Raw genomic sequence first — 12,376 nt, 5'->3', positions numbered from 1 at the left:
GAGTCAGGAGTCAGGAGTCAGGAGTCAGAAAAAAGAAGAAGAAAGAAGAAGAAAGAAGAAAGAAGAAAAAAGAAGGAAGAAGAAAAAAGAAGAAGAAGTAAAAGCCCTAATTTTGAGAAATTTTTGACCAGATGCCAGAATACAGGATGCTGTATAGGTATCTGGTTTTTTACTATAGCGAAATATAAAATTTTGCAGATTGGGAAAAAATATTTTTTTAGAGAAAACAACTTCAGGAAGCCTGATTTTTAGGGGTATTTCCGGAATTATGGCTTCTATCTTAGGGTCTATTTTTGATTGAAAGAAGCATTTTTTATTTTTTGTAACATGGGGTTACAAGCAATGCTTCATTTAATATGAGTCTTATGAATGATTTTTGTTAACTCTAGATAATTGTGATTAAAAACCATGTCTCGTTCCATAGTCCCGGCCGTTCTCTTAGTAGACGGTTACAATATTATAGGCGCTTGGCCTTGCTTGATAAAAACCCGTGATTATGCCGGACTCGAGGCTGCACGGGGTGAGTTGGTGGAAGCAATGACTAATTATAGTGCTTTCCAAGGTTATGACACTCAGGTGGTGTTTGATGCTCAATATCAAAACACTCCTAGCAACAGAGAAACTATTACAGATTTTTTAACAGTACATTATACGGATTTTGGCCAGACCGCAGACACATATATCGAAAAAACCTGTGCGTCTCTCCGTCACCAAATAGCCCAATCTTTACTTTCTCGCATGATTGTCGCTACATCAGATCGGGCGCAGCAGTTAACAGTTCAAGGGTATGGTGCGGAATGGTTGTCAGCGCATCAGCTATGCGGTGAAGTGGAAACTACTGTTTGTCGGATGCGCCATAGGTATCAGTCACAGAAACAACCTAAAAGTAGATTTCTGATGAATGGAATTGATGCTAAAGCCAGACAAAGACTAACGGAATTACGCATGGGATTATAGATTTTATAATTGATAAATCTCTGAATGTCGCTGCTGGAAAGGGTTTGGGGTATTAAAAGTGAGAGGTTTCAGCAGCAACCAAAAAAAATTTAAAAAATTTTGCCAAAACCACTTGCATTAATTTGGATTTCGGTTTATTATAGCTAAAGTTAAGAGCGTTCCTCAGTAGCTCAGTGGTAGAGCGATCGACTGTTAATCGATTGGTCGCTGGTTCGAATCCGGCCTGGGGAGTTTAAATAAATAAAGCATGAGGCAGAAAATAATCAGCTTCATGCTTTGTTTTTTGTCTGCAAACAAATATGACAGCTTGTCTTTTGACATTGTTGCTATTAATACGAGAAAATCATAATCAGTAATTGTTGTTACCGGGTGTGAGTTCAGAAATATGAATAAGAGTTGTTTTTTTCTGCCAGTTTCTTTACTAAGTTTACTGGTAGTTGTTCCTGTCGTGGCTGCTGATAATCAAAATAATAAAAATGCAGTAAATTCAGATATTCCTAGTTTAAATGAAATCGAATTACCCACCACAAATGCTGAATTATTAACTCAACAACCAGCAGTAAATGAAGTTAAACAAGAACCTACACCAGAACCAGATTTAAATCCTACAAATGATCCGGATATATCTATAGAAACCATTGGCGAAAAAGATATTCTTCCCGAATCTACTCCTACTTATGTAATTGAAAAAGCAGAAATTCAAAAACAGGGTGCAACTAGCGTTGCTGATGTTTTAAAAAAAATGCCCGGTTTTGCTATCAATGATGTTGGACATGGTGCAGATATTCACACAGGTACATACTATCGAGGAGCTTCAATTAATCAGTCTGTATTTCTGATTAATGGCAGACCAATTAATACGAATATCAGTACATATCATGGAGGAACTGATTTAAATAGTATTCCTGTAGAGGCTATTGAAAGAGTTGAATTATATAGCGGTACCGCTGCTTCCTTATATGGTTCTTCAGCCTTTGGCGGAGTTGTCAATATCATTACTAAAGAAGGTTATGGTAAACCTAAATTAACTGGTAGTGCAGAATTTGGCTCATTAAATTTAAATAATCAACAGGTAACTTATGGGGGTTCAACAAATAAAGTTAAATACAACTTTAGCTTTGAAAGATTTTTTATAGATAACCGTTATCTTGTTCCTGTTGGTGCAGCAAATCGTGATACCCAGGGATATTTATTTAATGCTGATACAGCTACAAGCACTTATTTTGGTAGTGTCGGAATAGATTTAGATCCTAAAAACTCTTTGAATTTAGATGTAACTACACTCAGTAGTCGTCGGGGGTTAATTTATTTCGGTTTCCCTTTACAAAAAGACCGATTAGATCATGATGGTTTAAATCTTGGCTTATCTTGGAAAACTCGACTTGGTAAGGAAGAAAATTCTAATTTAACAACTACATTGGGTTATAACCGAGACTATTTTAGCACTTATGGACCAACTGGGGCAACATTTTACAGAACCGGAATTTTAGATACTCAACAATTCAAAACTCGGATAGATCATGAATGGAAAATTACTCCAAATAATCAATTACGATGGGGGTTGGATTTAAAAAATACTGATTTAATTGGTGATGTTATTAGTACAAATCCTGACCTAATTTCTAAAAACGAAAAAGAAGATAGAAGTGTTTTAAATACGGCTTTATTTGCTGTGAATACTTGGAAAATTAGCGATACTTTCCAAACTGATTTAGGAGTAAGACAAAACTTTGATAGCCAATTTGGGAATTATTTTCATCCTAGTTTTGGTTTAAGTTATGCTGTTAATCCAGCTATTGCATTGCGTGGAAGTTGGGCAGGGGCGCAACGCAATCCTGGGTTGGATCAATTATATGTTTTTGATACGGTTCATAATTGGAATCCTAACCCAGATTTAAAACCAGAAATTGGTTCTACTTGGACTGCGGGAATAGATATGAGATTGTCGGAAAAATTGTTAGGAAAATTTACTTATTTTGGGAATAGTTTAGATAATCGTTTGGGCGTAATTAATGGTAAATGGCAAAATATTGGTTTAGTTGATACTAATGGTTTAGAAGCTGCATTGCAATTAAAAATTGCCCGTGAGTGGTCAACTTTTCTCAACTACACTTATACAGATGCTCAAATCAAAACTGGCACTGAAACAGGATTACAGTTAGGGTTAATTCCCTACTCTTTGCTGCAAACTGGAATTGGTTATCAAAAGAATGGGTGGCAAGGCAATTTATATGCTACTTATAATGGTGGTTCTCGTCGTTCTATTTTTAGTAGAAATCTACCGGGAGAAAGAAGTACAGATTTTGCACCGTCTTTCTTTAATTTAGATTTTAGTGGCCGGATTCCTGTCAGTAAAAATTTGGGACTAACTTTTTACCTAGAAAATATTCTGGGTGAACAATATGAACGAGTTAATCGGATTTATAGCCCTGGTTTTACTTTCCGTGTGGGTTTAAATTCTAGTTTATAATTAGTATGTTTGGGTTGAAAATTAGCCACTGAGTTTTTCGCTTACCAAGTGTTCCTATAAAAACAAAAACCCCAGAAGTAAAACTTCTGAGGTATAAAGAGTTTTAGGAACGATTGAGAACAATAGCAATCTTGTGATCAGTTGGAGTAGGCAATCTTTAGACTGATCACAAGCTGGCTTTGTCAGCATCTCAAACTAAGAACCTAAAAGCCCACAGGTCAACTACTTAAATACTCTAGCAGGGGTCTTTTTATCACAGTAGCCAAGTTGGCGTTTTTTTAAATAATTTATTTCATGCTTCATGTGGTATTAACGATTACCTAATTTAAATTTCTATTACTAATAATTAAATAACATCTATCAAAAGGTAGATATTACAAAAGGGGTATGACTAACCTGACGTTATCAGAAGAATTCCGCACTTCTGAAAATACTTGTTTAAGGGTTGAAGGAGCGACAATAGACACTACCACATTTATAGAAACTAAAATTTCGGTAGCTATCAAAGTTAGGAAAAAAGAGTGAATCCAGAAATACAGATTTTTTTATTTGAGAGTAATATTGTTAATTGCAATGGGATAAAGGTCATTTTCAATACTGTTCATCTAAGAACATTTTTGCTTTATTAAATCTAAATTAACCATTGTATTAAATGGAAAACCATCATAAATATCGACAAAAAACTGCGCTGATTACAGGATCAGCACATGGAATTGGCTACCAATTAGCTTATGTTTTTGCTAGTCATAGTTACAATCTGGTTTTAGTAGATAAAGATCAAGAAAAACTTGCGGTAATTGCTGAGGTGACAAAATCGCTAGATTTTTTAGAGGCATTAATAGATAATAGGAAAATTACTTTATCCAGTATTGTTAAAAATGTGAATTCTCTGGTGATCGCTTTAATTAGTTCCCATCAAATACGACAAAAAAGTTCAAATAATCCTGATATTTTACAAGGTTCTACAGCCCAAGCTTTTTGGTAAATATTAAGATTATTCTTGGATTAGGTAGGGAGCATCCACTTTTTGTAGATCGCCTTTTTCAACAGTGGATACTCCCAGTAAATAGGGGAATAGAGCTTTTAAAGCTGTAAGCTTTTTGAATTTCTCCTATTTTAGTCAAAGATAGCTTGATAATTTACCCATTTCCTGAAGTTGTCACTCATGATCAGAGGTATTTTGATATCAGTAGCTACTTTGGGAGTTTTTAGAATCTGCTTGACCAATTTACTAATAATTAAATAACATCTCTCTTTTCCCCGATGTTAACTAATTCGTAGAGCTTGTTTTCAAACTTTTGTGTACAAGCTGACCAATCAAATTCCAGAATTGAAGGACGTGCTTGTGCAGTTAATTGATTTTTAAGATCAGGATTTTCCAGAATGGTAATTACCTTTTGAGCAAAGTCTTGAGGGCTATTAGGTGCAGCTAGAAAACCATTCACTCCAGAAATTACCTGTTCAGCGGTTGAAGGGGCAACAACAGCCACTACGGGAGTTCCAGAAGCTAAGGCTTCGTTGGTTGTGGTACAGAAATTTTCGGTGACAGAAGGGTTGACAAATATATCTGCTTTTGCAAACCAACCTAAAAGTTCTTTACCATGAGATTCACCCCAAATTGTGATACCATTGGGGAATTTTTCAGCCCGACGGCGAATTTCTGCATCTAATGGACCGCTACCCACAATTACTAAATGGACATCGGGAATTTTGGCAGCAATGAGGGGATAAATGTCTAAAAGTTGATTGACATTTTTTTCTGGGGTAATGCGTCCCACAAATAAAATAGTTGGGCGTTTATCATTAGGAATTGGATCATAACAAATATTGCGAGGATGAAATTTTTCGCAATCAATTCCTTGATAGGGTAAATATTCGCTGCGTTGCGCTTTGAGTTTTTGGTATTTAGTTAATTGTTCGCGGGAAGAGAATAAACTTAAATCGTAAGTTTCGCTAAATTGTTTAACTAAAAGTGGGAGCAGGGGACGAACTAAGTTAAAGAATGTATTCCCAAAATAATATTGGATATAGGCAATGATATCTGTATGGAAAATTGAAATAATGGGTGTCTTTGTTTTTTTGGCATATTGTACTCCCACAGAACGCCCATAACCTTGTAAGAAGCCAGAATATAAACCTCTCATTTGTGGGGCTTCTTCGACAACAATAATATCGGGTTGAAAGTGATTAAGTAGTTTTGTATCACTCCAATGACGATGGTTTAATGGTTGGGGTAAAGATTTATAAAATATAAGTGGTTCTGTCGGAAATGAATAGGAAGAAAAATTAATAAAAGTTTCTAGTTCTTCTATTCCCGACATGGGACGATTTCCCACTTGTTTAGGATATTTATTATTGATTTCTGGGTGGATTAAAAAAACTTCATGTCCTTGTTTTAATAGCCAGTGAACTCGTTGATGAACAGCGACAGAAACTCCTGTTAAAAATGGAGCATATAATCCTGTAAATAAGGCAATGCGAAGAGGTTTATTTTTCATGATTTTGAGGGAATATTTTCTGCAAAAATAGATTACTGATGCGCTGGTTTATAATAATTGTTGAATTGGGGATTTTAGATGTTGAAGTGAAATAGAAAATCTAAAATTCTCCCATTCTCTTAAATAGATATGTTGGGTTTCGTTCCTTAACCCAACCTACATTTGGTTGACTGAGGAATATTACTTAAAGAGATGTTTTGGGATCAATTGGTTGATCTAGCCATTGGTAAGGACGGTATTCAATTAACCGAATATTTTCACGCCCTTTAATGCGATAAGTTAGTCCACGCCAAGTAATTGTTGATACCCACAAAGAAGATAATATTGTTAACCCGTAAACCCATTGTGTTAGGGGAATAACTATCAACATTTTCAGGATGATTAAAGGTGACAATTTTGGTATTTTTTCACCTTGATTGTGCAGCACTTGATGTACGCCAAATTCCATCAATAGCATTAGTAAAACTAAGCCAATGGTGTAGGAGATATAGACGGAAAATAGTAAAGCCGCAGCCTCCCATTGAGCCTCCAGCAATAGCTGGAAAATCACGATGATGACTACATTGGGGACGATGATACTAGAATATGCTTCACTGATTATGGCTAACCACCGGGGATGATAAAGTTTAGAACCAATTATTAACCTTTTTAATGATTCTAGTAAGTTACGTAGACTACTTTCTTCTCGATTTAGCATCAATAAAGAAGGAATAAATTTGATTTGCAACTTTTCTTGCTTGATAAGTTTATGGAGAAGCATATCATCTGTTAATACTTCCCCCCACTTATCCAAAAGTTTGATGCGGTTTAATACTTCTGTTTTGATAGCTAATGTTCCACCCCAGGGAATTTGAAAGAGAAACATTTGCACTACGGTGGAAACGTTACCGGAGTAGCGAACTAATGAACCCCAATAATTACCTGTGGGAACATACCAACGATTTCCAGTTGTGAGTCCAACTTGATCATCAATGAGGGGGGTAACTAATTCTCGTAACCAATTAGGATGAGCTACGGTATCAGCATCTATAAAAGCTATAATTGGATAGGCATTATCCAAATCAGAAACAGCTTGAACTAAGGAACTACATTTAAGACTACAATTATGACGAACTGCTCTTAATGTGCTAATTTCGATGTTAGTTGCACCCAGTTGATTGATGATTTCGGTGGCAATTTTAAAAGCTGGATCTTCTTTACTATCAATGATCAACTTTAAATCATATTCTGGGTAATTTTGTTGTAAGAGCGATCGCAAACAATTAGGTAAAAAAGGATCAGCACCCCGTAAACAGAGAATTACTGCCGTTTTTGGTAACTGTTCATCTGGTAATGACTTGGGTTTGTGTGAACGTAAATACCATAAAAATACTAACGTTAAACAAGTTTGAATTACCAGCCAACCGAACAAAGACTTAGATAGAAATATCATAAAATCTGGCATTATTTCTATAGTCTTAGAAAGGAGTCAGGAATCAAGGAGTCAGGAGTCAGGAGTCAGGAGTCAGGAGAAAGGAGAAAGGAGAAAGGAGAAAGGAGAAAGGAGAAAGAAGTTAGTAGGGGCGGGGTTTCCCCACCCAATATTCAAATTCTCAATTAGGGATCAAGAGAATATTTGAGAAAGATGTTAATGGTAGTATTCTTGTCAACCTTGAAACTGGAATTATTGAACTTTGGTGAGCCAGTGCTGATAGAAACAGTAGGATTTTTAGAAATTCCAAAACCTTCTTTAGGAATGCCAAAAAAGTCTTTATTGAGTTTGCGATCACCATTTTGATCATCAACTACAGCTACAGCATAAGTACCAGGTTTTAATCCAGAAAATACCTGCTTTACGGAATTGCCTGTAATTTGAGTACAACCGCTTTTAACTTCACTTTTAGCATTATCGGGAAATCCTTTTTCAGAGTTATAAACTCTCATACAAATTTCCCCAGTTTTGTTACGAATGCCATTAACAACAACAGTTAAAGATGTTGTTGATTCAGCCTGGGCTGCTTCTGCAAAACTGATAGTTAGTAACGTAGCAATCAACAGATTCACAACTTTTAACATTAGTTAATACTTCCTTTTTGTGAAAATTTACTTGTGGGGAATTTGATCTATTTCATCAGTTTTTGAATGTCAGTTTTTTGCAACCATTCATTGGTGCGGCGCATTCCTTCTGCTAAATCAATTTTTGCTTGATAATTCAAAATATTTTGCGCCTTTGCAATAGAATAGGCATAAGGACGACTCATAAAATCAACTGATTCTGGGAGAATATCAGCTTTTTTACGAAATAGTTTTTGCCCCTGAAGACGCACTTTCAAAAATAATTTCATTTCCTCTTTAGGTAAAGACATTGGTGCTGGTAAATTTTCCAATGAAGCGAGATGAATAAAATACTCTTTCCAGGAAGTTTCTTTACCGTCGGTAATGTTGAAAACCTCTCCATAAGCGGATTTTTCTATGGCTAAAAAGATGGCATCAATTAGGTTATCTACATATAGATGATTCATCACACCCTTGCCTTCATTAGCATAGGCAAATAATTTTTGTCGCATCATCTGAATTGGCCGCACAATCCAAGGAAGACTTCCTGGCCCATAAACATCTCCAGCCCGAATAACAATTACTCCAAATTCTGGAGCATTATTAAGTTTTAAAACTTCGATTTCCGCTTCAATTTTTGTTTGACAATAAGCATTGTTTTCACCAGAAAGCGTACCTGATTCTGTGACTTTCTCAGGGTAGTCAAACCCATATACTAAAGCAGTAGAAAGATGGACAAATGTTTTTACACCAGCTTGTTTAGCAGCCTTAGCGATATTAATAGTACCGCTAACATTTATTTCCCGAAAATGCTTAATGTCCCCGGCTTCTTCAGCAATTTGAGCATTGTGTAAAACTATATCTACTCCCTGACAAGCTTTCGAGCAAATTCCAGGATCAGTGATATTACCAACTAGAATTTCCACACCTAAATTTTGCGCTGTTTGATCCTTGACTTGGGAACTTTGTATACCTCGGACTTTCATCCCTTGAGCGATCGCTAATTCGGCTGCACGTAAACCAATAAATTCGTCAATTCCAGTAATCAGCAGAGTTTTGTTTTGGAAGTTCATGGGGATATAGATAGGTGTTTTGTGATCGTGTGGCGTTAGCCATACAGTTGAGAAAGTTATACAATCTAAGTTTAAGAATTGCGATTAAATGCAACTATGAACTGTTGTACTTGCCAGAGAATTCTACTGTTGTTAATAACATTAAACTTCTATCTTTAGTTGGTTTTAGTCTAGAGAATATTTGGCAGAATTTGATAAATTTTAATGCAACAAATCTCTAGAAACTATCAGCCGGATCAGCAGAACGGAGTTTATTAATAGCTAACGCTCCAGAGGTGATGCAAATTAAGACTGTAGATACCAGAACAAGTAAGGCATTATTACTTGTCATCATGATCGGTAATTTAGTTGCTTTCATCGCAAAATCATACAAACCAATGGAAACAATAAAGCCAGGAATATAACCTAATAATGCTAAGATTAATGCTTGTTGAAAAACCACATTTAATAAATATCCATTAGCATAACCAATAGCTTTTAAAGTTGCGTAGGCAATAAATTGAGTGGCGATATTGCTATACAAAATTTGGTAAACAATTACCACTCCGACCACAGAAGCCATAATTAGCATCAAGTTCAGAATAAAACCAATGGGGGTTCTGACTGACCAATATTGTTTTTCAAAATCAATAAATTCTTGACGAGTGAATATTTTTACATCATTTGGTAGATTGGCTTTTAAATTGGCTAAAACCTGTTTTATATCAGCACCGTCTTTGAGTTTAATTACCCCCATATCTATTTTTTCAACTGGACGGCTATTGGGATTTATTCTTAAAAAAGTCGAATCGCTCACAATTAAATTACCATCTACACCAAAGGAAGGTCCTAAACTAAATAAACCACCAACTCTGACTCGATAACCTTTGACAGCATCAAAGGGAAATATTTCAATTGGCTGTTCAGTATTTCCTTGATTAAATAATTCTGCTATTGGTCCGAATTCTGGACGGGCATCTCTATCAAATAGCATGACATCAGAGATTTTGAGTTTATCCAAATTTTGTTGAACTTCTGGAATATCTAGCACGGATTTTCCAGGGTCAAAACCAATGACATAAATTGAATATTTTTCACCACTAACGGGATTTTTTAATTTTGCAAATTGCAAATAAATTGAACTAACTGAATCAACACCATCAAACCCTAAAGTTTGGTATAACCGAGTGCGAGAAAAACTTTGAATTGCTGTCAAAGATTTGTATTGAGAACTAACTAAAAACAAATCACCATGCAATCGTTGATGTAGTGCTGTAGCGCTAGAATATAGTGCATCTTGAAAACCAAGTTGGATAAACATTAACAGCACAATAAAGCCAATTCCGGCTACAGCTATCACAAAACGAAGTTTCTGCTGGACAAGCTGTAGCCACCCCAAAGGAATTTTGAAATTCATATTAATTGTTAATTGTTAATTGTCAGTTGTCAGTTGTTAGTTGTCAGTTTTCAGTTGTCAGTTGTAGAAAATAACCAATAACCAATAACCAATAACTAATCACTAATAACCAATCACTAAATCTGGATTGCAACATCAACTTGCAAGTTAGTTAATCTCGATATCTTTTGACTATCGGTGGGATTATCAATAGATATTTTGACTTCAATTACTCTGCGGTCTGCATCAGAATTGGGATTAATACTAAAGATGCCTTGTTTATCAACTTGCCAACCAACTTCTCGGACAGTTCCTTGTAATTTGCCGGGAAATGTGGTGCTGGTAATGATAGCTTTTTGTCCAATTCGAACATTTTGAATATCAGTTTGATACACTTCTGCTAGAACTTGCATTTTTGATGTATTGCCAATTTCTGCAAGACCGGAAGTACCAATTACTTCGCCATTTCTGGCATGAATTCGCAAAACTGTACCATTTATAGTAGCAGCAATGTAAGTTAAATCATGGTCAGCTTTGGCTTGTTGCACTGCCGTTTCCGCGCTTTTGATTTCACTTTTTGCTAACTCTACATCTACGGTTCTAACTTCTTTAATACTATTAAGTTTGGATTTTCCTTCTTTGATTTGATCTTGGAAAGTATCTTGTGTCCGTTTAAGAGTAGCTTCAGCTTCTTTTAACTGCTGTTGTGTAGTTTTGAGAACTAAATTTTTACTATCAAAAACAGAAGCAGAAACAGCACCGTCTTTTGATAATTGCCGATAGCGATTACTCTCTTTTTGAGCATTTTCAACTTCAGCCCGAATGCGGTTAATTGTTGCTGCTTGAGCCGCAATGTCTCCTTTAAATTGAGAATTTAACCTGGTAATTGTGGCTTTTTGAGCATTGATATCTCCAGTTTTTGCTCCAGCTTGTACCTGTGCAAGTTTAGTTCTGGCAATTAACAATTTATCAAATGCCTGTTGGATAGCTGCTTGAGAACGAGCATAGTTTTCTAGATAAGCTAATACTTGTCCTTTTTTAACATCATCTCCTTCCTTGACCAACAGTTTTTCTACTCGTACACCATTGATAGAATTAGGAGCAGATAAATAAGTAATTTTATCTTGTGGTTGCAATCTTCCTAAGGCAGTTACGGCAACTTTAACGGGAATGGGTTGATATTTAATAATGGGAGCAATAGCAGAAGATTGAGTCTGGGAATTTATCTTTAATTGATGAAAAATGTATAAAGATACTAAACCCGTAGAGAAAGTTAGAGAAGTTGCTAGAATTATTCTCCACTTTAACGCAGTTAGGTTGAATAATTGGCGTTCTTTATTTACTGCCATATTTTTATTCCAATGGTGTTATGTCGGAAAATACTCGTAATGGTTATAGACGGATTCTCTGTTACTTTTATAAAAGAGATATGTCTAATTATTTATGTATGAATTGTTGTCAGCATTTTTAGTTGTTATAAATACCTAAATTAGCGGTGTTTTTACTTCTAATCATCCATGAGGAACGCCACGCTACGCTATCAGTTTTATCTTGAATTGGCATTTAATTAAGTAGCCTAAAATACGATATCTCTAGGGAGAAATAAAAATCTTCAATTCCCAAGTGGTGATGATGCTAATAACTTGGGGAATGAATAAACTTCTCTGCAATTATCCCAAATAACTTTGATATTGTCAACTAAATTTAGTTGCTTTAATTAATAAAATCCTTGACTAGATACTATATTTAATTACTCATAAATTAATCTAAAAATCTGTATTTTTTTTAGCAAATTCTCGTAAATAAATGCAAATTGTCCATATTTCATCACAATTGATATGGTTACAGGTTAGTGTTCAATATCCAACAAATTAATGTTTGGTTTATAAATAACCAATTGTCTAGAAAAGGTGAGTTATCTTATAAATTCATCAAAAACCAAGACTTGATTATGATAGTTTGCTCAAAA

10 protein-coding genes and 1 tRNA gene are annotated in these 12,376 nt (G+C 35.3%); 5 read left to right on the top strand and 6 right to left on the bottom strand.

The window, feature by feature from the left end; all coding sequences use genetic code 11:
* Positions 1–408 precede the first annotated feature (408 nt).
* From FJR06_RS02895 to FJR06_RS02875, 5 genes are all read left to right on the top strand, one after another.
* Positions 409–957, top strand: a complete 549-nt coding sequence (locus tag FJR06_RS02895; protein WP_015081086.1) for an NYN domain-containing protein — start codon at positions 409–411, stop codon at positions 955–957.
* A gap of 159 nt (positions 958–1,116) precedes the next feature.
* Positions 1,117–1,188 (top strand) — tRNA-Asn (locus tag FJR06_RS02890).
* Between the two features lie 154 nt (positions 1,189–1,342).
* Complete coding sequence (locus FJR06_RS02885) at positions 1,343–3,427, top strand: TonB-dependent siderophore receptor (protein WP_168650697.1); 2,085 nt, start codon at positions 1,343–1,345, stop codon at positions 3,425–3,427.
* 387 nt (positions 3,428–3,814) lie between these two features.
* Positions 3,815–3,952 carry a hypothetical protein gene (locus tag FJR06_RS02880; protein ID WP_168634615.1) on the top strand — a complete coding sequence of 46 codons (138 nt, stop codon included), beginning with the start codon at positions 3,815–3,817 and terminating at the stop codon, positions 3,950–3,952.
* Positions 3,953–4,079: 127 nt separating this feature from the next.
* Positions 4,080–4,412, top strand: a complete 333-nt coding sequence (locus FJR06_RS02875) for an SDR family NAD(P)-dependent oxidoreductase (protein ID WP_015081088.1) — start codon at positions 4,080–4,082, stop codon at positions 4,410–4,412.
* Positions 4,413–4,665: 253 nt separating this feature from the next.
* Here FJR06_RS02875 and FJR06_RS02870 read toward each other — a convergent pair whose 3' ends face one another.
* The 6 genes from FJR06_RS02870 to FJR06_RS02845 form a co-directional block, all read right to left on the bottom strand.
* On the bottom strand, positions 4,666–5,925 hold the full coding sequence (locus FJR06_RS02870; protein ID WP_168650695.1) for a glycosyltransferase: 1,260 nt from the start codon (positions 5,923–5,925) through the stop codon (positions 4,666–4,668).
* Between the two features lie 184 nt (positions 5,926–6,109).
* Entirely contained in the window at positions 6,110–7,369 is a 1,260-nt protein-coding gene (locus FJR06_RS02865; RefSeq protein WP_168650693.1) for a glycosyltransferase family 2 protein, read from the bottom strand.
* A 152-nt stretch (positions 7,370–7,521) separates the two neighbouring features.
* Complete coding sequence (locus FJR06_RS02860) at positions 7,522–7,980, bottom strand: DUF2141 domain-containing protein (RefSeq protein ID WP_168650691.1); 459 nt, start codon at positions 7,978–7,980, stop codon at positions 7,522–7,524.
* A 47-nt stretch (positions 7,981–8,027) separates the two neighbouring features.
* A complete protein-coding gene (locus tag FJR06_RS02855; protein WP_168634086.1) occupies positions 8,028–9,032 on the bottom strand; it encodes an NAD(P)-dependent oxidoreductase in 1,005 nt (334 codons plus the stop codon).
* A gap of 217 nt (positions 9,033–9,249) precedes the next feature.
* Positions 9,250–10,428 (bottom strand): ABC transporter permease DevC, encoded by a 1,179-nt coding sequence (devC, locus tag FJR06_RS02850; RefSeq protein WP_168650689.1) that lies wholly within the window; start codon positions 10,426–10,428, stop codon positions 9,250–9,252.
* Between the two features lie 116 nt (positions 10,429–10,544).
* A complete protein-coding gene (locus FJR06_RS02845) occupies positions 10,545–11,756 on the bottom strand; it encodes an ABC exporter membrane fusion protein (RefSeq protein ID WP_015081095.1) in 1,212 nt (403 codons plus the stop codon).
* Positions 11,757–12,376 lie beyond the last annotated feature (620 nt).

Source organism: Dolichospermum sp. UHCC 0352, assembly GCF_009711925.1.
In the GTDB taxonomy this organism is placed as follows: domain Bacteria; phylum Cyanobacteriota; class Cyanobacteriia; order Cyanobacteriales; family Nostocaceae; genus Dolichospermum; species Dolichospermum lemmermannii.
Note: the sequence above shows the minus strand (reverse complement) of the source record. Positions and strands in the feature narration are given on the sequence as shown.

Coding starts and splice junctions, on each gene's coding strand:
- FJR06_RS02865 (WP_168650693.1), bottom strand. CDS start 7,369: ATGCCAGATTTTATGATATTTCTATCTAAGTCTTTGTTCGGTTGGCTG.
- FJR06_RS02860 (WP_168650691.1), bottom strand. CDS start 7,980: ATGTTAAAAGTTGTGAATCTGTTGATTGCTACGTTACTAACTATCAGT.
- FJR06_RS02885 (WP_168650697.1), top strand. CDS start 1,343: ATGAATAAGAGTTGTTTTTTTCTGCCAGTTTCTTTACTAAGTTTACTG.
- devC (WP_168650689.1), bottom strand. CDS start 10,428: ATGAATTTCAAAATTCCTTTGGGGTGGCTACAGCTTGTCCAGCAGAAA.
- FJR06_RS02880 (WP_168634615.1), top strand. CDS start 3,815: ATGACTAACCTGACGTTATCAGAAGAATTCCGCACTTCTGAAAATACT.
- FJR06_RS02875 (WP_015081088.1), top strand. CDS start 4,080: ATGGAAAACCATCATAAATATCGACAAAAAACTGCGCTGATTACAGGA.
- FJR06_RS02855 (WP_168634086.1), bottom strand. CDS start 9,032: ATGAACTTCCAAAACAAAACTCTGCTGATTACTGGAATTGACGAATTT.
- FJR06_RS02845 (WP_015081095.1), bottom strand. CDS start 11,756: ATGGCAGTAAATAAAGAACGCCAATTATTCAACCTAACTGCGTTAAAG.
- FJR06_RS02870 (WP_168650695.1), bottom strand. CDS start 5,925: ATGAAAAATAAACCTCTTCGCATTGCCTTATTTACAGGATTATATGCT.
- FJR06_RS02895 (WP_015081086.1), top strand. CDS start 409: ATGTCTCGTTCCATAGTCCCGGCCGTTCTCTTAGTAGACGGTTACAAT.